The organism is Pseudomonas sp. YuFO20, from assembly GCF_035064975.1.
Taxonomy (GTDB): Bacteria; Pseudomonadota; Gammaproteobacteria; order Pseudomonadales; family Pseudomonadaceae; genus Aquipseudomonas; species Aquipseudomonas putida_AE.
Genome location: NZ_JAXDEO010000025.1, coordinates 1 through 20,471, shown reverse-complemented (window position 1 = coordinate 20,471; position 20,471 = coordinate 1). Strand labels below are relative to the sequence as shown.

At 59.6% G+C, this 20,471-nt stretch carries 20 protein-coding genes and 1 tRNA gene; 13 read left to right on the top strand and 8 right to left on the bottom strand.

Annotation, left to right across the window (positions count from 1 at the left end; genetic code table 11):
- Positions 1 to 239: 239 nt before the first annotated feature.
- The 3 genes from SOP85_RS15745 to SOP85_RS15735 all read left to right on the top strand — a co-directional run bounded on the left by SOP85_RS15745 (position 240) and on the right by SOP85_RS15735 (position 2,304).
- Positions 240 to 428 carry a hypothetical protein gene (locus SOP85_RS15745; RefSeq protein WP_172668627.1) on the top strand — a complete coding sequence of 63 codons (189 nt, stop codon included), beginning with the start codon at positions 240 to 242 and terminating at the stop codon, positions 426 to 428.
- Positions 429 to 634: 206 nt separating this feature from the next.
- Positions 635 to 1,357 (top strand): TorF family putative porin, encoded by a 723-nt coding sequence (locus SOP85_RS15740; protein ID WP_274073585.1) that lies wholly within the window; start codon positions 635 to 637, stop codon positions 1,355 to 1,357.
- Positions 1,358 to 1,434: 77 nt separating this feature from the next.
- On the top strand, positions 1,435 to 2,304 hold the full coding sequence (locus SOP85_RS15735) for a DUF6279 family lipoprotein (RefSeq protein WP_323627442.1): 870 nt from the start codon (positions 1,435 to 1,437) through the stop codon (positions 2,302 to 2,304).
- 83 nt (positions 2,305 to 2,387) lie between these two features.
- On the opposite strand, the gene SOP85_RS15730 is transcribed toward SOP85_RS15735, so the two are convergent.
- Positions 2,388 to 2,777, bottom strand: a complete 390-nt coding sequence (locus SOP85_RS15730; protein ID WP_274073583.1) for a transcriptional regulator — start codon at positions 2,775 to 2,777, stop codon at positions 2,388 to 2,390.
- 176 nt (positions 2,778 to 2,953) lie between these two features.
- On the opposite strand from SOP85_RS15730, the gene SOP85_RS15725 reads away from it, so the two are divergent.
- Both SOP85_RS15725 and SOP85_RS15720 read left to right on the top strand, forming a co-directional pair.
- A complete protein-coding gene (locus tag SOP85_RS15725) occupies positions 2,954 to 3,688 on the top strand; it encodes a DUF899 domain-containing protein (protein ID WP_323627441.1) in 735 nt (244 codons plus the stop codon).
- Between the two features lie 69 nt (positions 3,689 to 3,757).
- Positions 3,758 to 4,033, top strand: a complete 276-nt coding sequence (locus SOP85_RS15720) for a hypothetical protein (RefSeq protein WP_274073581.1) — start codon at positions 3,758 to 3,760, stop codon at positions 4,031 to 4,033.
- Positions 4,034 to 4,130: 97 nt separating this feature from the next.
- Here the strand turns inward: SOP85_RS15720 and SOP85_RS15715 are convergent, their stop codons facing one another.
- Positions 4,131 to 5,471 (bottom strand): DEAD/DEAH box helicase, encoded by a 1,341-nt coding sequence (locus tag SOP85_RS15715; RefSeq protein WP_046816823.1) that lies wholly within the window; start codon positions 5,469 to 5,471, stop codon positions 4,131 to 4,133.
- A gap of 193 nt (positions 5,472 to 5,664) precedes the next feature.
- Between SOP85_RS15715 and SOP85_RS15710 the strand changes: the two genes are divergently transcribed.
- A complete protein-coding gene (locus SOP85_RS15710; protein WP_323606781.1) occupies positions 5,665 to 6,963 on the top strand; it encodes a mechanosensitive ion channel family protein in 1,299 nt (432 codons plus the stop codon).
- Between the two features lie 84 nt (positions 6,964 to 7,047).
- Positions 7,048 to 7,123 (top strand) — tRNA-Phe (locus SOP85_RS15705).
- A 74-nt stretch (positions 7,124 to 7,197) separates the two neighbouring features.
- On the opposite strand, the gene SOP85_RS15700 is transcribed toward SOP85_RS15705, so the two are convergent.
- The 3 genes from SOP85_RS15700 to SOP85_RS15690 form a co-directional block, all read right to left on the bottom strand.
- A complete protein-coding gene (locus SOP85_RS15700) occupies positions 7,198 to 8,064 on the bottom strand; it encodes a carboxylate/amino acid/amine transporter (protein WP_274073579.1) in 867 nt (288 codons plus the stop codon).
- 326 nt (positions 8,065 to 8,390) lie between these two features.
- Positions 8,391 to 8,990 (bottom strand): FMN-dependent NADH-azoreductase, encoded by a 600-nt coding sequence (locus SOP85_RS15695; RefSeq protein ID WP_323627440.1) that lies wholly within the window; start codon positions 8,988 to 8,990, stop codon positions 8,391 to 8,393.
- Between the two features lie 150 nt (positions 8,991 to 9,140).
- Positions 9,141 to 9,455 (bottom strand): 3-phosphoglycerate kinase, encoded by a 315-nt coding sequence (locus tag SOP85_RS15690; RefSeq protein ID WP_274073577.1) that lies wholly within the window; start codon positions 9,453 to 9,455, stop codon positions 9,141 to 9,143.
- Between the two features lie 50 nt (positions 9,456 to 9,505).
- Between SOP85_RS15690 and SOP85_RS15685 the strand changes: the two genes are divergently transcribed.
- The 5 genes from SOP85_RS15685 to aqpZ all read left to right on the top strand — a co-directional run bounded on the left by SOP85_RS15685 (position 9,506) and on the right by aqpZ (position 14,606).
- Positions 9,506 to 10,429 carry a LysR family transcriptional regulator gene (locus SOP85_RS15685; RefSeq protein WP_110964427.1) on the top strand — a complete coding sequence of 308 codons (924 nt, stop codon included), beginning with the start codon at positions 9,506 to 9,508 and terminating at the stop codon, positions 10,427 to 10,429.
- A 14-nt stretch (positions 10,430 to 10,443) separates the two neighbouring features.
- Entirely contained in the window at positions 10,444 to 11,247 is an 804-nt protein-coding gene (locus SOP85_RS15680) for an alpha/beta fold hydrolase (RefSeq protein ID WP_274073576.1), read from the top strand.
- 3 nt (positions 11,248 to 11,250) lie between these two features.
- Positions 11,251 to 11,808, top strand: coding sequence for a peptidylprolyl isomerase A (locus SOP85_RS15675; RefSeq protein WP_008060092.1), 558 nt, complete (start codon positions 11,251 to 11,253; stop codon positions 11,806 to 11,808).
- A gap of 93 nt (positions 11,809 to 11,901) precedes the next feature.
- Positions 11,902 to 13,734, top strand: coding sequence for an ABC transporter ATP-binding protein (locus tag SOP85_RS15670; RefSeq protein WP_323606776.1), 1,833 nt, complete (start codon positions 11,902 to 11,904; stop codon positions 13,732 to 13,734).
- 173 nt (positions 13,735 to 13,907) lie between these two features.
- The gene (aqpZ, locus tag SOP85_RS15665; RefSeq protein ID WP_274073574.1) at positions 13,908 to 14,606 is read left to right on the top strand and encodes an aquaporin Z; all 699 of its coding nucleotides are present in this window, start codon (positions 13,908 to 13,910) and stop codon (positions 14,604 to 14,606) included.
- An 18-nt stretch (positions 14,607 to 14,624) separates the two neighbouring features.
- Here the strand turns inward: aqpZ and SOP85_RS15660 are convergent, their stop codons facing one another.
- A complete protein-coding gene (locus tag SOP85_RS15660; RefSeq protein WP_323627439.1) occupies positions 14,625 to 15,749 on the bottom strand; it encodes a GNAT family N-acetyltransferase in 1,125 nt (374 codons plus the stop codon).
- A gap of 282 nt (positions 15,750 to 16,031) precedes the next feature.
- Here SOP85_RS15660 and SOP85_RS15655 point away from each other — a divergent pair, with 282 nt between their 5' ends.
- Positions 16,032 to 17,351, top strand: coding sequence for a putative porin (locus tag SOP85_RS15655; protein WP_274073572.1), 1,320 nt, complete (start codon positions 16,032 to 16,034; stop codon positions 17,349 to 17,351).
- A 238-nt stretch (positions 17,352 to 17,589) separates the two neighbouring features.
- Here SOP85_RS15655 and SOP85_RS15650 read toward each other — a convergent pair whose 3' ends face one another.
- Both SOP85_RS15650 and SOP85_RS15645 read right to left on the bottom strand, forming a co-directional pair.
- Positions 17,590 to 18,711: a beta-ketoacyl-ACP synthase III gene (locus tag SOP85_RS15650; RefSeq protein WP_323627437.1), complete on the bottom strand. Its 1,122-nt coding sequence runs from the start codon at positions 18,709 to 18,711 to the stop codon at positions 17,590 to 17,592.
- A 570-nt stretch (positions 18,712 to 19,281) separates the two neighbouring features.
- Entirely contained in the window at positions 19,282 to 20,340 is a 1,059-nt protein-coding gene (locus tag SOP85_RS15645; protein WP_274078160.1) for an IS110 family transposase, read from the bottom strand.
- Positions 20,341 to 20,471: the final 131 nt, after the last annotated feature.

The following is a 20,471-nucleotide window of genomic DNA, read 5'->3' as shown; positions in this document are numbered from 1 at the left end:
TTTGCCCTGCTCGACCGGCCGCTCGTCTGACTGATCCGTCAGTTTCCCTGCCGCCCACGCTGGATGGAACGTTGCTTTCCAAGCCAGGTTCTTAGTTAAAACAGCGGCTTAGGGCAATATCGCAAATAACAACTTGCATTTTGTCGCACCACCACCCAATGTCCTCCAGCGGATATTTACCAAGCAAATAGGCAGTCAATCCTGTACGATGCCTGGCCAAGTTAATTTTCTACAGGTTAATGGCCGCCATGCGTGTAAAAGCATCCAACAGCAAAGCAAAGCCAGCTCCAGCCGTCGAAACCAGCGAGTCGATCAACAGCCAGATCGCTGCGTTTCTCAAATCCGGTGGTGAAATCCAGCAAATTGCCAAAGGTGTCAGCGGCCAGACATTCGGCCCGTCCAAGCAGATCACGCTCGGCAAGAAGTAATACCCTGCGCTGCACCTGGTCCCTAAGCGCTTTGAGCTTCGAAGCGCTTGGACTGGAACCCCGCTACACCCCCGCTGCAAAACCTCCAATCTTGTAGAAATCGACGAACGGGCCACGCTGCCTGTCATTCGTCGGTATCCTTGCACGCGTCTGGATCAAGCGTTTCAGCAGGCCCAAGCTTGCGCTCGCTGTTCATGGAGTGACGCATGCGCATACCTTCTTGTTTATCCTTGCTGCTTGCCGGCCTGCTGGCGTGTCCGGCGGTGCATGGGCAAATCTTTCAGCGCGAGCTGGGGGATTTCGACCTCAAGCTCGGAACCAGCCCCAGCCGCAGCATGGCCCAGGGCCTCGTCAAGCCATCGGCCGTCGGCTCGTTTCATGGCGGCCTGGACCTGACCCATGACAGCGGCTTCTACTTTGGCCAATGGTCGCCGAGCATGGGCATCAGCCCGGGAAAAAACCTCGAGATCGACTCTTACGCCGGCTTCAAGCAACCCTTCGACCAGGTCCTTGGCTACGAAGTGGGCGTCATCCATTACAGCTACCCCGAAGTCGATACCCTCGACAGCCAGGAAGTGTTCGGTGGCCTGACCCTGCTGGGCAGCCGATTCGGTGCAGCATTGAGCAACGACCCGGACAAACAGAACAGCACCCTGTTTGCCGACCTGCGCGGCAACCAGCCGTTCGGCATCGGGGTGAGCATGAAATACACCACCCATCAGCTGAACACGCCGGTCGCGGTAGACGGCGGTTACGTCGGCAGCTTCACCGACTGGTCGGTCAAACTGTCCCGACCGTTCATGGGCATCGACCTCGACCTGATCTACAGCGACTCCAGCCTCAGCGGCAGCTATTGTTCAGCTTATACCGGGCAAAATAGCCAGTGCGACGCGCTTCTCACCCTCAAGGCCGAACGCGCGTTCTACTGACGGGCTGAACTGCCGGGTTGATTCTGCGTTCAGATGAAAAACAGTTGCAGAAGCCAGGCTTTCGCAAGGATTCGCCCATGTCTTGCTGGATCAAAAACATCGCCTTTGTGCTCATGTTCACCCTTGCCCTCGGCGCGTGCAGCCGCATGGGCCTGGCCTATCGCAACCTCGACGTGATCATTCCCTGGACGCTCAGCGACTACCTGGACATGAACGGTGAGCAAAAGAACTGGCTGAGCGAACGCCTGAAGGAACACCTGGATTGGCATTGCACCACGCAAATGCCGGGGTATCTCAACTGGCTGGACCGCTTGCAGTCAATGATCGAGACCAATCAGGTGACCGATGCCGCGCTGCAGGCACGCACCGCGGAAGCCGAAGCGGCGATTGCAGAGACGGCCCGGGAAATCACACCATCGGCCATCGAATTGCTGCAGGGCCTGGATGACAATCAGGTCGCGGAAATGAACGAGGCCTTCGCCAAGGACCAGCGCAAGCGCCAGGAGCAATACCTGAAACCGTCGTTGGAGCAGCAGATCAAGCAGCGTGGCGCGCGCATGGAAAAACGCCTGAATGAATGGCTCGGACCGCTCAACGCCTCTCAACACCAGCGGGTCATGGCCTGGTCGAATGCCTTGGGCGACCAGAATACGCAATGGATCGCCAACCGCATCCACTGGCAGAAACAATTCAGTGCCGCCGTGGCGCAGCGCCATACCGCACAATTCCCACAGCGGATCGAGACGCTTCTGGTCAATCGCGAGAGCTTGTGGACACCGGCTTACCGCGAGGCTTTTGCCAAGACCGAAGCCCAGGCGCGGGCGCTGTTTGTGGATTTGATGGCGGAAAGTACGCCGCAACAACGTCAACGCTTGCTGACGAAAATCGAGGGCGTGAGGAAGGATTTCAGTGATTTGAAGTGCCTGAAAGCGGCTAAGCAGGGTTGAAAGATCAAAAGATCGCAGCCTGCGGCAGCTCCTACAGAATCACTCGATCCATGTAGAGCTGCCGCAGGCTGCGATCTTTTTATTCAGGCAATCTGCGCCTTCGAAGCCACTTCATCGAACGTCAGTTCGTCCAGCGCATCTTCCTGATCATCGAGAACCTGCCGCGGATGGTCATTGCCCGGAATACTGCTGTCGATCAGGCTCAACAACCTCGAACCCCGGATCGTCAGAATGTAATTCGAACCGGTGCCACCCTGCTCTTCCGGCCGAGGTTCGATATAACCTCGCTCCAGCAGCAGCTTTTCGTACTCGCCGGCCACTGCCTTCAAGTGATCCAGGTTTTCCGTCTGCTCGCCTTCCGATGCTTTCTCTGCGGCGTACTGCTCGGCGTAGGGCCGTGGCGTGAAGCTGCTCGCACCGTTCTGGACTTCGTGCAGCAAGCGTTCAATCAAATCCCAGTTATAAGTCGTCATCCCGTTTCAACCTCCGGTACCCGTGAGAGAGGGCCTTCATAGGTTGTGACACGAGTGCGGGGTAGCCGTTCAGCCCACCTTTTTAGCGCTACCGACCGGCGGCATGTCGAATTACCGGCAAGTCAAACGACTAGGCTGTGTAAGTCACCTCCCCGCCTCACGCAGGAGAAAGCCCGATGAACATTCAGAATCACCCGGTCGTGTCCCGGGAAGACTGGCTCGCCGCCCGCAAGCAACATCTGGCCCACGAAAAGGCCTTCACCAGGGAACGCGACAGACTCAGCGCCGAGCGCCGCGCCCTGCCCTGGGTAAAAATCGACAAGGACTACCACTTCCAGGGCCCCGACGGCGAACTGAAACTCGCCGACCTGTTTGGTGGCCGCAGCCAGTTGGTCATTTACCATTTCATGTTCGCTGAAGGCTGGGATGAGGGCTGCCCGGGTTGCTCGTTCCTGTCCGATCACATCGACGGCGCCAACCAGCACCTGGCGCACCACGACGTCGCGGTGGTGGCGGTCTCCCATGCACCGTTCGCCGAGTTCCAGGCGTTCAAACGGCGCATGGGCTGGACATTCGACTGGGTGTCGTCCGAAGGCTGCGATTTCAATTATGACTTCGGTGTGACGGCTCGCCCCCAAGACGTCGCCGCCGGCAAGGCCACCTACAACTACGAAAAAACCGATGGCAGCGAAGAAGAACTTCCCGGTCTCAGCGTGTTTTATCGAAATGAGGCCGGCGAGATTTTCCATACTTACTCGACGTATGCACGGGGCCTGGATCTGCTGGTCGGTACCTACAACTACCTGGACCTGACGCCCAAGGGGCGCAATGAAGACGAAATCATGGATTGGGTGCGGCACCATGACCGGTATGAGGATCAGGCGCCCAAGAGCTGCTGCCATGGCGGATGAGGGTGAACTTTTTCCCTGTTCCAGCCCTCAACCGGTTAACCCGCCTTAACCGGAACTGAGGCCCGACAGATGAAGATCCTGCTGAAACTCACCCTCGCCACCACCCTCGCCTGCGCCCTGCCCGTCTGGGCCTGCACACCCGAGGAGGCCACCCTCAAGCGCGAGCAGCTGGCCAAGGAAGTCACCAGGCTCACCGAACAGAACCCGGCCAAGGCCAAGGAAATCAACGACGAGCTGCAGAAGATGGACCTTGGAACGGCCTCCAAGGATTTGCCGGACAAGTGCCAGTTGATTGATCAGCGATTGAAGGAGCTCGGGACGGCAGAGAAGAAAGCCGAGAGCTAAAAAGACAAGATCAAAAGATCGCAGCCTTCGGCAGCTCCTACAGGTGGTCCAGTGTAGGAGCTGCCGCAGGCTGCGATCTTTTGATTTTTACGGGGCCTTATTCAGCGGCCGGCGCTTCCGGCTTGCGGCGCTTGAGCGGGGCCATGCCGTCCTTGCTCACCAGAGAGTCGCTCTTCGGGCGGTTGACGCTCTTGCGTTTGGTCGGGGTCTTGGCGGCGACTTTTTTCTTGTCGCCCTTGGCGTCGGTCTTTTTCTTCTTCACGCCAACGGCCTTGCCGGAGGCCTTGACCTTTTTCGGCCCGCCGTAGGTGCCTTTGACTTCCTTGATGGTGCGGCGCTCGAAGCTCTGCTTGAGGTAGCGCTCGATGCTCGACATCAGGTTCCAGTCGCCGTGGCAGATCAGCGAGATGGCCAGGCCATCGTTGCCGGCACGACCGGTACGGCCAATGCGGTGCACGTATTCGTCGCCACTGCGCGGCATGTCGAAGTTGATCACCAGGTCCAGGCCGTCCACGTCCAGGCCGCGAGCGGCGACGTCGGTAGCGACCAGGATTTTTACCCCGCCCTGCTTCAGACGGTCGATCGCCAGCTTGCGATCCTTCTGGTCTTTCTCGCCGTGCAGCACGAACGCCTTGTATTCCTGGGCCACCAGGCGACCGTAGATGCGATCGGCCATGGCCCGGGTGTTGGTGAAGACGATGGCCTTCTGGTAGGTCTCGTTGGCCAGCAGCCAGTTGACGATCTGTTCTTTGTGCTGGTTGTGGTCAGCGGTGATGATTTGCTGGCGGGTGGTTTCGTTCAGCTGGCTGACCGCGTTGAGCTGCAGGTGCTCAGGGTTGTTCAGGACCTTGGCGATCATCTCGCGCAGGCCGGAACCGCCCGTGGTGGCGGAGAACAGCATGGTCTGCTGGCGGTTGGTGCACTCGTCCACCAGGCGCTGTACGTCTTCGGCGAAACCCATGTCGAGCATGCGGTCGGCTTCATCGAGCACCAGCACTTCGACTTCCTTGAGGTCGAGGTTGCCGGCATTCAGTTGCTCGATCATCCGGCCAGGGGTACCGATCAGGATGTCCGGCACCTTGCGCAGCATGGCGGCCTGGACCTTGAAGTCTTCGCCGCCGGTGATCAGGCCGGACTTGATGAAGGTGAACTGCGCGAAGCGTTCAACTTCCTTCAGGGTTTGCTGGGCCAGCTCGCGGGTCGGCAGCAGGATCAGGGTCTTGATGCTGACGCGGATCTTGGCCGGGCCGATCAAGCGGTTGAGGATCGGCAAAACGAATGCAGCGGTCTTGCCGCTACCGGTTTGCGCTGTCACCCGCAGGTCACGACCTTGGAGCGCCAGCGGAATAGCCGCTGCTTGCACAGGCGTTGGCTCGACAAATTTCAGCTCGGCCACGGCTTTGAGCAGGCGTTCGTGCAAGGCGAATTCGGAAAACACGGGTGCTACCTCGAAGAAATGCAAAAAAACAGCTGCATAGGGTACCGGTTTCGAGCGCTCAGGCCGAGTTTCTTTATACAAATGGCGGTAAACAGTGGTTTTTTTGTTGCTCGAATTGTCACCGACGGTAATACAAAGCGTCTTAAATGCTCTAATCGCCCATCGTGTCCCACAGAAGAATCGTTTTTTGCCCATGGATATCAAACAGCTCTGGCTCAATGCCCAAGACCTCTGGGGTGCCCTCGACCAGCATCCGATCGTGCACGCCGCCCTGGCACTCGTGGTGTTATTGCTCATTGCGCTGGCCCTCGGACGAGTGGCGCGCTACCTGATCCTGCACGCCAGCAAAATTCTTGGCCGTCAGCCGGCGCTGCACTGGATCAACGACTTGCGGCACAACAAGGTGTTCCAGCGTCTGGCGCAGATAATTCCGTCGCTGGTGATCCAGTTCGGCCTGCACCTGGTGCCGGAGCTGGGCAAAACCGCGATGTTGTTCCTCGGCAACGTGGCGCTGGCGTTCACCATCCTGTTCCTGCTGCTGTCCGTCTCGGCCTTGCTGAATGCCCTGCTGGACATCTACGCCCGCACCGAGCACGCCCGCACCCGCTCGATCAAGGGCTACGTGCAACTGGCGAAAATGGTCTTGTACGTATTCGGCGCGATCATCATCGTCGCCACCTTGATCGACCGTTCGCCGCTGTTGCTGCTGTCGGGCCTGGGAGCGATGTCGGCGGTGATCCTCTTGGTCTACAAGGACACCCTGCTGTCGTTCGTCGCCAGCGTGCAGCTGACCAGCAACGACATGCTGCGGGTCGGCGACTGGATCGAGATGCCCCAGGTCGGTGCCGACGGCGACGTGGTGGACATCACCCTGCACACGGTCAAGGTGCAGAATTTCGACAAGACCATTGTCTCGATCCCGACCTGGCGCCTGATGTCCGAGTCCTTCAAGAACTGGCGCGGCATGCAGCAGTCCGGTGGCCGGCGGATCAAGCGCAGCCTGTTCATCGACGCCAGTGGCGTGCGGTTCATCCGCGATGACGAGGAGCTGAAGCTGTCCCAGGTTCATCTGCTCACGGACTACATCAGCCGCAAGCAGGCCGAACTCAAGGCCTGGAACGAAGCCCAGGGCAATGTCGCAGCGATGTCAGCCAACCGCCGCCGCATGACCAATATCGGCACTTTTCGCGCCTATGCACTGGCGTATCTGAAGAGTCATCCGGAGATCCAGCCCAACATGACCTGCATGGTCCGGCAGATGCAGACCACGGCCCAGGGTATTCCACTGGAGATCTACTGTTTTACCCGCACCACCGCGTGGGCCGATTACGAGCGGATCCAGGGGGATATTTTCGATTACCTGCTGGCGGTGTTGCCGGAATTTGGCTTGAGCCTTTATCAGCAGCCCAGTGGAACGGATCTGCGCGCCGGGCTGCTACCGGCGGTATTGGGCGCGAGCCACATCCCCACACCTGAAAAACACGTCATGTAATCTAGTCGTAAGCTTAGGTATTCATTAGGTTTTTGTGATTTCTTGCTTGACGCCTCAGCCGTAAAAACGTTTAATGCCGCCGCGGCCCAGATAGCTCAGTCGGTAGAGCAGGGGATTGAAAATCCCCGTGTCGGCGGTTCGATTCCGTCTCTGGGCACCATGATTTCCAAACCCCTGATGCCTGATGGCCTCAGGGGTTTTGTTTTTTTAGCGCCGGCTCTCTCCCTCAGCTTTTCAGTGTGCGACCGCGGATTGGCGAATGCCCAACCGACTGATCCACACCGCCATCAAGATTACCGATCCCCCCAGCAACAACCGCCCCAGCTCTTCATGCTGATTCCAGATCAGCAGATTGATCAGCAGCCCCACCGGCACATGCAGGTTGTTCATCACCGCCAGCGTCCCGCCGTTGACCAGGCACGCGCCCTTGTTCCACCAGTACAAGCCCAACGCGGTCGAGACCAGGCCGAGGAACAGCAGCACGCCCCATTGCAGCGGTGCTTCGGGCAGGAAGTTGGATTTGCCGAACATCAGGAACGCCGGCAACGCCACCGCCAATGCACCCAGGTAGAAATAACCGAAGCGCCGGTAATGCGGCAGGTCACTCGGATGGCGCGCCACCAAGTGTTTGTAGAGCACCTGCCCGGCGGCGTAGGTGAAGTTGGCCAGTTGCAGCAGCAGGAAGCCCATGAAGAAGTCCGGGTTGATCCGGTCATAGCGAATCACCGCTGCGCCGCCCACCGCCACCAGTGCCGCGATCAAGGCCCAGGGATTGAAACGACGGTTCAACGCGTCTTCGATCAGGGTCACGTGAAGAGGCGTGAGGATGGTGAACAGCAGCACTTCCGGCACCGTCAGCACGCGAAAGCTCAGGTACAGGCAGACGTAGGTCACACCAAACTGCAATGCACCGATCAGCAACATGCCGCGCATGAACGCCGGTTCCACCGAACGCCAGCGGGTCAGCGGGATGAACACCAGCCCCGCCAGCAGCACGCGTATCAGCACCGCGAAGTAACTGTCGACATGACCGGCCAGGTATTCGCCGATCAGACTGAAGGAAAACGCCTGGATCAGCGTGACAAAAAGTAGATAGCCCATGCTCGCCTCGTTTTGAATGGCGGCGAAGATAGCGGTTTTTGACGGGGATCGCGAACAGTCAAACGATACAAAAACCCTGTGGGAGCGGGCTTGCTCGCGAATAAGGTGTGTCAGTCGACTGAAATGCTCAATGACACACCGCATTCGCGAGCAAGCCCGCTCCCACAAAATCCTGGGCAAAAAAAAGCCCGATCTCGCTAAAGCGTTCAATCGGGCCAGAGCACTCAGGAGCAACAAGTGCAAAGGGAGGTTCGATGCGCGTGCAGGCTTGAAGGGTAACGCGCCAGGTCACTAGACCATCCGGTGATTATCTGGCGATTAACGACTCAGGCCACTTGGGAAAGCTTGGCGTTCGCCTGGTTCAGGCCTTTCTCCTGGAAGTCGCCGCCCAGGTTCATGCCTTCGGCGTGGATGAACGTCACGTCGTGGATGCCGATAAAGCCCATGACCTGGCGCAGGTAGGGTTCCTGGTGATCCGCGGTGCTGCCGGCGTAGATCCCGCCGCGAGCGGTCAGTACGTAAGCGCGCTTGCCGCTGAGCAGGCCTTGCGGGCCGGTTTCGGTGTACTTGAAGGTCACGCCGGCACGCAGCACATGGTCGAGCCAGGCCTTGAGCGTGCTCGGAATGGCGAAGTTGTACATCGGCGCGGCCATCACCAGCACGTCGGCGGCGAGCAACTCGTCGGTCAGCTGGTTGGAGCGTTCCAGGGATACTTGCTCGATATCGCTGCGCTGATCGGCGGGTTTCATCCAGCCGCCCAACAGGTTGATATCCAGATGTGGCACCAGGTTGACAGCCAGGTCACGAACGGTGATCTGGTCCTTCGGATGCGCGGCTTGCCACTGGGCGATGAAGGTCTGGGTCAGTTGACGGGAAACCGAGTCTTGCTGACGGGCACTGCTTTCGATGATCAGAACGCGGGACATGGGCTGTAGCCTCCATCTGAGAATGCTGTAGGTCGATGGAGTGAAGGTTAAACAGCGTCATATCGATTAAAAAGCGCAAATAACTGCTATAACCGATCAATAATTTCGTTTATAAGCGGAGCATCAGCGATGGGCGTGCTCCGCTGAAGGTCATTTCGGCTTGCAGGTCATGGTGATGTACAGCTTGATGATCTTGCGGTTGAACTTGGCGGAAAGATCGGCGCTTTTGCCGGCGTCGAGATTGATCCTGCGGGTCTTTGGCGATTCAGGACCGTTGCGAAACACCACCGCACATTCGGCAGCGGTGTCGCCGTAGTTGTTCACGGTGATCGAACCCATGTCGTAGTCGGAGGCGTAGGTGGTGTAGTCGATTTTCAGTCCATTGAGCTCTTTCTGCACGTCGATCGGATAAGCAAACGCAGTCAGCGGCAACATTGCCAGTAACAAACAACAGATTTTTTTCATTCAGCAGTCTCCAATAAGAACTGCGCAGCTTAGGACAAGAGGAGCCCATCATGAAAGCGCCCCGCGTGACCCTTGATCAATGGCGAACGCTGCAGGCCGTGGTCGACCACGGTGGTTTCGCCCAGGCCGCCGAGGCGCTGCATCGCTCGCAATCGTCGGTCAGCTACACCGTCGCGCGCATGCAGGACCAGCTCGGCGTGCCATTGCTGCGCATCGACGGTCGCAAGGCGGTGCTCACCGAGGCTGGCGGCGTGTTGTTGCGCCGTTCCCGCCAATTGGTGAAACAGGCCAGCCAGCTCGAAGACCTGGCCCATCACATGGAGCAAGGTTGGGAAGCCGAAGTGCGCCTGGTGGTCGATGCCGCCTACCCGAGCGCCCGCCTGGTCCGCGCGCTGACCGCGTTCATGCCGCAAAGCCGTGGCTGCCGCGTGCGCCTGCGCGAAGAGGTGCTGTCGGGCGTGGAAGAGGTGCTGCTCGAAGGCGTGGCCGACCTGGCCATCAGCGGTTTCAGCATTCCCGGTTACCTGGGCGCGGAGTTGAGCGACGTCGAGTTCGTCGCGGTCGCCCATCCGGAACACCCGCTGCACCGGCTCAATCGCGAACTGAATTTCCAGGACCTGGAAAGCCAGCTGCAAGTGGTCATCCGCGACTCCGGTCGCCAGCAGCCACGGGACGTCGGCTGGCTCGGTGCCGAACAGCGCTGGACCGTCGGTAGCCTGGCCACCGCCGCCACGTTCGTTGGCAGCGGCCTGGGATTTGCCTGGTTGCCAAGGCACATGATCGAACGGGAACTCAAGGAAGGCACGCTCAAGCTGCTACCGTTGGACCAGGGCGGCAGCCGTAACCCGAGTTTTTACCTGTATTCGAACAAGGACAAACCGCTCGGCCCGGCGACGCAGATTCTTATCGAGCTGTTGCGCACATTCGACACCGCCCCCCTGGACGCACCGTTCGCCGCCCCAGAACAAGCCTGACACGGAGGTAACGCATGGCCTATTTCGAACACGAAGGTTGCAACCTGCACTATGAGGAATATGGGCACGGCACGCCGTTGCTGCTGGTCCACGGCCTGGGTTCCAGCACCCTGGACTGGGAAGAACAGATCCCGGCGCTGGCCGCCCGCTACCGGGTAATCGTCCCGGATGTGCGCGGCCACGGGCGCTCCGACAAACCCCGCGAGCGTTATAGCATCGCGGGGTTCAGCGCCGACCTGGTGGCGCTTATCGAGCACCTGAACCTGGGGCCGGCCCACTACGTAGGGTTGTCCATGGGCGGCATGATCGGCTTTCAATTGGGCGTGGACCAGCCGCAATTGCTCAAGAGCCTGTGCATCGTCAATAGCGCACCCGAGGTCAAGCTGCGCAGCCGCGACGATTACTGGCAATGGTTCAAGCGCTGGAGCCTGATGCGTGCGCTCAGCCTGCGCACCATCGGCGAAGCCCTGGGCGGCAAATTGTTTCCCAAGCCGGAGCAGGCCCAATTGCGACAAAAGATGGCCGATCGCTGGGCAAAAAACGACAAACGTGCTTATCTCGCCAGCTTCGATGCCATTGTTGGCTGGGGGGTTCAGGAACGACTGTCGAAGGTCACCTGTCCAACCCTCATCGTCAGCGCTGACCGTGACTACACGCCGGTCGCGCTGAAGGAAAACTACGTAAGACTGCTGCCCAATGCTCGGCTGGCAGTGATCGCCGATTCGCGTCACGCCACCCCGCTGGACCAGCCCGAACGCTTCAACCAGACGCTGCTGGAGTTTCTCGCCGCAGTCGACACTACCCCTCAGGATCACTGACCCATGCTGAAAAAAATCGCCCTCGCCGCTGGCTCCGTTCTGTTTGCCGCCAACCTGATGGCAGCAACGCCTGCCAAGGCGCCGCACGTTCTGCTGGACACCACCAACGGCCAGATCGAAATCGAACTGGACCCGGTCAAGGCCCCGATCAGTACCAAGAACTTCCTTGAGTATGTGGACAGCGGCTTCTACAACAACACGATTTTCCACCGCGTGATTCCGGGCTTCATGGTCCAGGGCGGCGGGTTCACTCAACAGATGCAGCAGAAAGAAACCAAGGCGCCGATCAAGAACGAGCACAAGAACGGTCTGGTCAACGTGCGTGGCACCCTGTCCATGGCCCGTACCTCGGTGCCTGACTCGGCCACCAGCCAGTTCTTCATCAACGTCAAGGACAACGATTTCCTCGACCAGGGTGACGGTTACGCGGTATTCGGCAAGGTGGTCAAGGGCATGGACGTGGTGGACATCATCGTCAATTCGCCAACCACCGTGCGCAGCGGCATGAAGGATGTGCCAGCAGACCCGGTGTTCATCAAGTCGGCCAAGCGCATCGACTGAAACCAAGCTGGACATGGATGTCCGAGCCGTTGCCGGTTTCTGCCGGCAACGCTCAAACCGTTGAAGGAGAGCCCGTTCGCGGGTGAATAACCGATGCTTTATCGCCGTTTTGAAAAACTGATCGACGTGTTCCGCGACGCCCCGACAGCCGCCCCGCCAGATCGGGTCCTGCCGTTCTATACTTACTACCTCAAGCAAGTCTGGCCGAGTTTCGCCGCCCTGCTGATCGTCGGCCTGTTCGGCGCATTGATCGAAGTGGCGCTGTTCAGCTACCTGAGCCGCATCATCGACCTGGCCCAAGGCACGCCAAACGTCGACTTCTTCAAGGAACACGGTCTCGAACTGACCTGGATGGTAGTGGTGGCGCTGGTGTTGCGCCCGGTGTTTGTCGGCCTGCATGACCTGCTGGTGCACCAGACGCTGAGCCCCAGCATGACCAGCCTGATCCGCTGGCAGAACCACAGCTACGTGCTCAAGCAGAGCCTGAATTTTTTCCAGAACGACTTCGCCGGTCGTATCGCCCAACGCATCATGCAGACCGGCAACTCCCTGCGTGATTCAGCCGTACAGGCGGTCGACGCGCTGTGGCATGTGCTGATCTACGCCATCAGCTCCCTGGTGCTGTTCGCCGAAGCCGACTGGCGCCTGATGATCCCGCTGTTGACCTGGATCGTCGCGTTCATCAGCGCCCTTTATTACTTCGTGCCACGGGTCAAGGAACGTTCGGTGGTGTCCTCCGATGCGCGCTCCAAACTCATGGGGCGGATCGTCGACGGCTACACCAACATCACCACCCTGAAGCTGTTTGCCCACACCAACTTCGAGCAGCAATACGCCCGCGAAGCGATCAAGGAGCAGACCGAAAAGGCCCAGCTGGCCGGCCGTGTCGTCACCAGCATGGACGTGGTCATCACCAGCATGAACGGCCTGTTGATCGTCGGCACCACAGGCCTGGCCTTGTGGCTGTGGACGCAGTCGCTGATCAGCGTGGGCGCCATTGCCCTGGCCACCGGGCTGGTGATCCGCATCGTCAACATGTCCGGCTGGATCATGTGGGTGGTCACCGGCATCTTCGAAAACATCGGCATGGTCCAGGACGGCTTGCAAAGCATCTCGCAGCCAGTCAGCGTCACCGACCGTGACCAGGCCAAACCGCTGGCGGTGGCCCGTGGCGAAGTACGCTTCGACAACGTGGACTTCCACTACGGCAAGCGGAGCGGGATCATCGGCGGGCTCAACCTGACGATCAAACCCGGCGAGAAGATCGGCCTGATCGGTCCGTCCGGCGCGGGCAAATCGACCTTGGTCAATCTGCTGCTGCGCCTCTACGACGTCGAGGGCGGGCGCATCCTCATCGACGGCCAGAACATCGCCGACGTCAGCCAGGAAAGCCTGCGCGAACGCATCGGCATGATCACCCAGGACACGTCCCTGCTGCATCGTTCGATCCGCGACAACCTGCTTTACGGCAAACCCGACGCCACCGACGCCGAACTCTGGGAGGCGGTGCACAAGGCCCGGGCCGACGGTTTCATTCCCACCCTCTCGGACGCCGAAGGCCGCAGCGGTTTCGATGCCCATGTCGGGGAACGCGGGGTGAAGCTCTCCGGTGGCCAGCGCCAACGCATCGCCATCGCCCGCGTACTGCTCAAGGATGCGCCGATCCTGATCATGGACGAGGCCACGTCGGCCCTGGATTCAGAGGTCGAAGCGGCCATCCAGGAAAGCCTCGAAACCCTGATGCAGGGCAAGACCGTGATCGCCATCGCCCACCGGCTCTCGACCATCGCCCGGATGGACCGGCTGGTGGTGCTGGAAAACGGCAGGATCGCCGAAACCGGCAGCCACGCAGAATTGCTGGCCCATGGCGGTTTGTATGCGCGGTTGTGGCAACACCAGACTGGGGGTTTTGTCGGGATCGATTAGGCCCTGCACCCGCTAAAAAACCGCCACGCCCGCTACCCCGGGCGCTGGCGGTTTTTTTATGCCCACTGGAACTTTGGAAAAACAGTGCTGTACTCAGCCAAGGTTCTGGAGGTGGTTCTGCAGTCCATCTGCTGGATGCACAAGGCAGCAAAATCTCGAAAGGACACTCTCTCATGTCTCTGTTCAAACGTTCCGCTACAGAGTTGGTAGGTACCTTCTGGCTGGTGTTGGGTGGTTGCGGCAGTGCGGTGCTGGCCGCTGCTTTCCCGGACGTCGGCATCGGTTTGCTCGGGGTTTCCCTGGCGTTTGGCCTGACGGTGCTGACCATGGCATTCGCCATCGGCCACATTTCCGGTTGTCACCTCAACCCGGCGGTGTCGCTGGGGCTGGTGGTCGGCGGACGGTTTCCGGCCAGTGAACTGCCGGCCTACATCATCGCCCAGGTGCTTGGCGCGGTGATCGCCGCCGCCCTGCTGTACTTCATTGCCAGCGGCAAGCCCGGTTTCGAACTGGCGTCGGGCCTGGCGTCCAACGGCTTCGGTGAACACTCCCCTGGCGGCTACTCGATGGCGGCGGGATTTGTCTGTGAGCTGGTGATGACCGCCATGTTCATCCTGATCATCCTTGGCGCCACCGACAACCGCGCACCAGCGGGGCTCGCGCCGATCGCCATTGGCCTGGCACTGACCCTGATCCACCTGATCTCGATCCCGGTCACCAACACCTCGGTCAACCCGGCACGCAGCACCGGCCCGGCGCTGATCGTCGGCGGCTGGGCGATCCAGCAGCTGTGGATGTTCTGGGTCGCGCCGCTGCTCGGCGCAGTGGTCGGCGGCGTGCTGTATCGCTTTCTCGGCAAGGAAAGCAGCTGACCGGCAGTACCGCGAAGATCAGCCTTGCCGGTAAGGCAAGGCGGTCTTCGCCTCATCCGCGTAGGCCAATACCCCGACCCGTTCCTGCTGCAAAAAGTCCTTCACAGCCGCTTTCAAACCCGGATGGCGCAAGTAGTGCCAGGAATGCGTGATGACCGGCTCGAAACCGCGAATCAACTTGTGCTCACCCTGGGCGCCGGCGTCGAAACGCGCAAAGCCATTGGCGATCGCGTAGTCCATCCCCTGATAAAAGCACGTCTCGAAGTGCAGCCGATCGAACTCCGCCAGGCAGCCCCAGTAACGCCCGTAAAAACTGTCGCCGCCGATCAGGCTGAACGCCATCGCCACGGGACGGGACCCTTGCCTGGCCAATACCACGCGAATGGATTGCGGCATGCGCTCAGCCAGCAAACTGAAAAACGCCCGCGTCAGGTAGGGTCTTTGCCGACGCACCGCGTAGGTATTGGCGTAGCAGGCGTAGACGAAATCCCACTGCGACTCGGTCAATTCCCGGCCTTCGAGCCATTCGAAATCGATCCCCTGCCCCGCCACTTGCTCGCGTTCCTTGCGCATCTGCTTGCGTTTGCGCGAACTCAGGACGTCGAGAAAGTCCTGAAAATCCCGATAACCACGGTTCTGCCAGTGATACTGACAGCCGATGCGCTGCAACCAGCCCGGTTGTTCGGCCAGTGCCGCGTCGGTGAACGGGTCGCTGAAGTTGATGTGGGCACTGGAGAGTTGTTCGATCTCCAGATAGCCCGGCAGACTCTTGAGTAATTCGAAACCGTCTTCGACCCGGGCCGCCAGCAAGCGCGGGCCGCTGACCGGGCTGAAAGGCACGGCCGTCAGCAGCTTGGGGTAGTAGTCGATGCCCGCGCGTTCGCAGGCATCGGCCCAGGCGTGGTCGAACACGTACTCGCCATAGGAATGCCATTTGCGGTAGCTGGGCAATGCCGCGATCAGCCGATCCCCTTCCATGTGCAGCAAATGCTCGGGCTGCCAGCCGGAATGGGGCCCGACACTGCCGCTGTCTTCCAGCGCGCCGAGAAACCCGTGACGCAGGAATGGTTGATTCTCGGGTACCAGCGCATCCCAGGTTTGCGGGTCGATTTCGGACAGACTTTGCAAGCGTTGCAACGGCATCACCATCCTCACTCTTCATGGCGTAGAAGCCTCGCGAGTATCGCCTATCGGTGTGCATTGCACACGGGCATTTCGACGACAGCGCTCTAGATCAAGGGTTCGCAACGACTGTACATCGTCACAGACATGCCATCACTCTGCCACTGCACTGTAATAAACCATCGCGATACTGGCGCCTGTTTTTAGAGCGCCGGGTTATATCCGGCCACTGTTTTCCGTCCACCCCATGGTCGGTTGTGCCCAGGATGGTCCAGCCATCCACTCTCATCTTCGGAGATTGATATGCGTCTTGCTTCCACGAAAACTGCGGCGGCCTTGTGTGGCGGCCTGTTGCTGGCCATGAGTGTTCCGGCCAGCGCCGCAGTCGACGCCAAACTGCTCGACATGCTCCGGGCTAACGGTTCGATTACCAACGCCCAGTACAGCGAATTGCAAGCCGAGTTGGCAAGGGATCAGAAGGACCAGCAAATCGCTCGTCAGGCCCAGCAAGAGACCAACGAGCAGATCGCGGCCACCGCGAAGAAAACCAATGAGCTGAGCACCTTCGACCAGAAACTGGCGTGGGCGGCCAAGACCCAATTCAAGGGCGACGTGCGTTTCCGTCAGGAAAACGTCCACAACGACGGCGTTTCCAACAACAAAGACCAGGACCGCCAGCGCATTCGTGCCCGCCTGGGTGCGTTCAGCGAAATCAACCCGCAAGTGGACACCGGCATCCGTATCGCCACCGGCAGCAGCGACGACGCTCGCTCCACCAACCAGGACCTGAACAACTACTTCGACAAGAAGCAGATCTGGCTGGACCTGGGCTATGTCGACTACCACCCCGACGCCATCAAGAACCTGCACGTGATCGGCGGCAAGATGCTGCAACCGTGGGTGAGCATGGGCGACATCATCTGGGACAGCGACATCAACCCTGAAGGCCTGGCCCTGACCTACAAGTACCCGCTGGGCAATACCGAACTGTTCGGCAGCGCCGGTCACTACACCCTCAAGGACAACGTCGATGGCGACGGCGTGCAGTTCAAGCACGACCTGCGTCTGTACGCTGGCCAGCTGGGTGCGCGTTTCGCCATTACCGACAACCTGAAATTGACCGTCGGCGGCAGCCTCTACAACTACGACAATGACGAAGACAGCACCTGCACCGCCACCACCTCGCCATGCGCTCTGGCCGTCAACGGTAACAGCCCGGGCGAAGAGTTCCGCCTGTGGGAAGGTTTCAGCCAGATCGACATCGGCGGCCTGCCGATGCCGCTGTCGCTCTACGGCCAGTACGTACACAACGCCGAAGCCAGCAACAATCAGGACACTGGCTGGCTGGCCGGGGTCAAGACCAAGCTCTACGGCTTCGGCCTGGACTACAACTACCGCGATATACAGCAGAACGCGGTGGTGGGTGCCTTCACCGACTCCGACTTCGCCAACGGCTTCACCGGTTCGCGCGGCAGCAAGCTGAAAGTCAGCTACGAGCTGGACAAGAACTTCACCCTGGGTGCGACGTACTTCATGGCGACTTCCGACTACACCAACGCCAGCGTCAACCTGAAAGACTCCGACATCAACACCCTGCAACTGGATGCCGAAGCGAAGTTCTGATGACCCCGCTACACGACTCCGGCATGGATGCCTGAGCCCCTTTTACAGCCTGGCGTTGATTTATCGGTCCCCATCATCCTCCGATATTTCAACGCTGGGCTGTTTCTATTGGCGCAAAAAAAATCGCAGCCTTCGGCAGCTCCTACAGGATCGGGTTTCAACCGCGATATCGCGATTGAACATCGATCCATGTAGGAGCTGCCGCAGGCTGCGATCTTTTCGGCGACAGCGAAAAAAATCAGCGCTTGCGCAACAGCACGCTACCAATCGAATAACCCGCACCAAACGAGCTGAGCACCGCCAGCGAGCCGGCAGCCAGATCATCCTGGTGCTTGTGGAACGCAATCACCGAACCTGCCGAACTGGTGTTGGCATAGGTATCGAGAATCACCGGCGCCTCCTGCTCGGTGGCTTCACGTCCCAGCAGCTTCCTGACGATCAGGTGGTTCATGCTGAGGTTGGCCTGGTGCAGCCAGAAGCGTTTCACGTCATTGACGTTGAGTTGGTTCTCTTCCAGGTGCGCAGCGATCAGCTCGGCGACCATCGGGCAGACTTCCTTGAACACCTTGCGGCCTTCCTGCACGAACAGCTTGTCCTTGGCTCCGACGCCCTCTTCCGCGGCGCGGTTGAGGAAGCCGAAGTTGTTGCGAATGTTGTTGGAAAATTTGGTCAGCAGTTTGGTGCTGACGATGTCGAACTGGTGACTGGAGGTGGCCAGGTCAGCGCGCTCGATGATCACGGCGGTGGCGGCATCGCCGAAGATGAAGTGGCTGTCGCGGTCGCGGAAGTTCAGGTGACCGGTGCAGACTTCCGGGTTGACCATCAGGATCGCCCGGGCCTGGCCCAGCTGCACGCTATTGGCTGCGGCCTGGATGCCGAAGGTGGCCGAAGAGCACGCCACGTTCATGTCGAAACCGAAACCCTGGATGCCCAGCGCTTCCTGGACTTCGATGGCGATGGCCGGATAGGCGCGTTGCAGGTTGGAGCAGGCGACGATCACGCCGTCGATGTCCGCGGCGGTTTTGCCGGCGCGTTGCAAGGCTTGTTCGGCGGCGCCGATGGCCATCTGGCAGAGCACCGACCATTCGTCGTTGGAACGCTCCGGCAAGCGTGGCGCCATGCGTTGCGGGTCGAGAATGCCTTCCTTGTCCATGACAAAGCGGCTTTTGATGCCAGAGGCTTTTTCGATGAAGGCTGCGCTGGACTCGGTCAACGCCTCGACTTCACCGCGGGCAATGGCCTGGGCGTTGTCAGCGTTGAATTGAGCGACATAAGCATTGAAAGACTGCACCAGCTCTTCGTTGGAGATGCTGTTGGCCGGGGTGTACAGGCCGGTGCCGCTGATGACGACGTTATGCATGGTCGTGTCTCTGATCTGTTCAGGCAGAAAGCATTGGTACAAACGTACCAATGCACAAAGGGTCTATTCCCATCCGTGGACGCAAACCTGGCATCGCTGTATTCCGGCCTGCCCGCGGCGGCGAAGGCTCAAAATCGCGGGGCCGGTGTTTATAGGCGCGAAGTTTGCCATAAACCTTGGATTTTGGCGCCTTTTTGCTGAATGTCGAATCCGCTTAAAGAACGACGCAAACCCCTGTAGGAGCCCGGCTTGCCGGCGATGGCGTCTTCATGGGCGATGCAGGGCTCAAGGACGCTTTCGCTGGCAAGCCAGCTCCTATGTATGGACTCGCCCCCACTGTCTACCCGCTTTTAAAAAACCGTCGCCCCGTTGCATCTATGTATAAGGCCTATTCGTGGAAGCCGTCTTCGGCTTCTGGCCAAAATTGGAAAAGCTCGTGGTATGCCGATTACATTCAGGCCTCGAAGGCCAGTAGGAGCTTAGGCATCAATCCACGCCGGTCTTACCTGGGGTCAATTTTTTTCAGCAAAGGGTCGGACAGTTGGTACCTCGGTGGCAGAACTCTGTCGCTCAGTGGCTCATCGTTGCCTGCTGGCCATCTCCGGCGTGGCGACGATAAGTCTGGTCATTCTGTAGAAGCACCCAGACGATTCGCAGGTTGCGGTTGGCTAGCCTGATCGCAGCTTCCTTACGACCCAACCGGCTCATCCAGTGCAACAAGCGGCGGTCATCGGGTTGCTGGGAATCAGGTCGTAGTTGTTGCAGCACCGCGTGGGCTCCTTGGATCATCAGGCTGCGTAAATAAGCATCACCTCGCTTGGTCATGTCCCCCAGCCGGATCTTTTCCCCGCTGCTGTGCTGGTCAGGCACCATGCCAAAGTACGCGGCAAACTTGCGGGCATTGGGAAATCGCTCAGGCTTGGTTTCCTTGGCCACCAGGGCCGTGGCGGTGACTGGGCCGATGCCGCGCACAGTCATCAGTCGCTTCGCCGTCATGTCGGCGTTGGCGGCCACTTCCAGGCGTCCCGTCAGTACGCTGATGCGCTCGCCCAAATGGCGCCACTCGGCCAGCAGTTCGTCGATCAGTTCACGCAGCAGGGCCGGCACCGGCTGGGTAGCATCTTCCAGCACCCGCGGAATTTTCTGGCTGATCGCAACATCGCCTTGCGCCAAGGCGACACCGTGCTCGAGCAGCAGGCCGCGCATCTGATTACTGACGGCCGTGCGCCGACGCACATAGCCCTGACGGGCGCGATGCAACGCCTGCATGGCCAGCGCCGCGACGCTTTTGACCGGTACTGCGCAGATTTTTTCATCGCGACCAGCCCGCAGAATCGCCAACGCATCGTTGCGATCATTTTTTGGCCCACTGCGATGTTTGGCCACCAAACCGGCTGGAAGAATCCGCGCCGAATTACCTTGGTCTTGCAGTTGCCGGGCCCAGGCTTGAGCACCCGGACCGGTCTCCATCAAAACCACAACATGAGGCGGCAACTTTTGGAGAAACTCATAGAACGCCTCGCGCGACTTGATCCGTTGCTCGAAGCGCACCTGGCCGAGAACATCTTCACCGGCGACCTGAAAAACCTGCTTGGCCAGATCGACCGCCAAGGTTGTGCAGGCCGACAAATCGGTAGAAGACAGGGATTGATCAATCGAACTATGCTTTTTCATGGACTCGCCCTCGCTGCCGTTGGCTGTTTAGACTGCCACCGTGGCGCATTGACGCCTCGGCTGGGGCGAGTCCATCCAATTACAGG

What these genes read in the sequence shown, in the direction of transcription:
- SOP85_RS15745 (WP_172668627.1), top strand. Translation starts at nt 240, where the DNA reads ATGGCCGCCATGCGTGTAAAAGCATCCAACAGCAAAGCAAAGCCAGCT.
- SOP85_RS15740 (WP_274073585.1), top strand. Translation starts at nt 635, where the DNA reads ATGCGCATACCTTCTTGTTTATCCTTGCTGCTTGCCGGCCTGCTGGCG.
- SOP85_RS15735 (WP_323627442.1), top strand. Translation starts at nt 1,435, where the DNA reads ATGTCTTGCTGGATCAAAAACATCGCCTTTGTGCTCATGTTCACCCTT.
- SOP85_RS15730 (WP_274073583.1), bottom strand. Translation starts at nt 2,777, where the DNA reads ATGACGACTTATAACTGGGATTTGATTGAACGCTTGCTGCACGAAGTC.
- SOP85_RS15725 (WP_323627441.1), top strand. Translation starts at nt 2,954, where the DNA reads ATGAACATTCAGAATCACCCGGTCGTGTCCCGGGAAGACTGGCTCGCC.
- SOP85_RS15720 (WP_274073581.1), top strand. Translation starts at nt 3,758, where the DNA reads ATGAAGATCCTGCTGAAACTCACCCTCGCCACCACCCTCGCCTGCGCC.
- SOP85_RS15710 (WP_323606781.1), top strand. Translation starts at nt 5,665, where the DNA reads ATGGATATCAAACAGCTCTGGCTCAATGCCCAAGACCTCTGGGGTGCC.
- SOP85_RS15700 (WP_274073579.1), bottom strand. Translation starts at nt 8,064, where the DNA reads ATGGGCTATCTACTTTTTGTCACGCTGATCCAGGCGTTTTCCTTCAGT.
- SOP85_RS15695 (WP_323627440.1), bottom strand. Translation starts at nt 8,990, where the DNA reads ATGTCCCGCGTTCTGATCATCGAAAGCAGTGCCCGTCAGCAAGACTCG.
- SOP85_RS15690 (WP_274073577.1), bottom strand. Translation starts at nt 9,455, where the DNA reads ATGAAAAAAATCTGTTGTTTGTTACTGGCAATGTTGCCGCTGACTGCG.
- SOP85_RS15685 (WP_110964427.1), top strand. Translation starts at nt 9,506, where the DNA reads ATGAAAGCGCCCCGCGTGACCCTTGATCAATGGCGAACGCTGCAGGCC.
- SOP85_RS15680 (WP_274073576.1), top strand. Translation starts at nt 10,444, where the DNA reads ATGGCCTATTTCGAACACGAAGGTTGCAACCTGCACTATGAGGAATAT.
- SOP85_RS15675 (WP_008060092.1), top strand. Translation starts at nt 11,251, where the DNA reads ATGCTGAAAAAAATCGCCCTCGCCGCTGGCTCCGTTCTGTTTGCCGCC.
- SOP85_RS15670 (WP_323606776.1), top strand. Translation starts at nt 11,902, where the DNA reads ATGCTTTATCGCCGTTTTGAAAAACTGATCGACGTGTTCCGCGACGCC.
- aqpZ (WP_274073574.1), top strand. Translation starts at nt 13,908, where the DNA reads ATGTCTCTGTTCAAACGTTCCGCTACAGAGTTGGTAGGTACCTTCTGG.
- SOP85_RS15660 (WP_323627439.1), bottom strand. Translation starts at nt 15,749, where the DNA reads ATGCCGTTGCAACGCTTGCAAAGTCTGTCCGAAATCGACCCGCAAACC.
- SOP85_RS15655 (WP_274073572.1), top strand. Translation starts at nt 16,032, where the DNA reads ATGCGTCTTGCTTCCACGAAAACTGCGGCGGCCTTGTGTGGCGGCCTG.
- SOP85_RS15650 (WP_323627437.1), bottom strand. Translation starts at nt 18,711, where the DNA reads ATGCATAACGTCGTCATCAGCGGCACCGGCCTGTACACCCCGGCCAAC.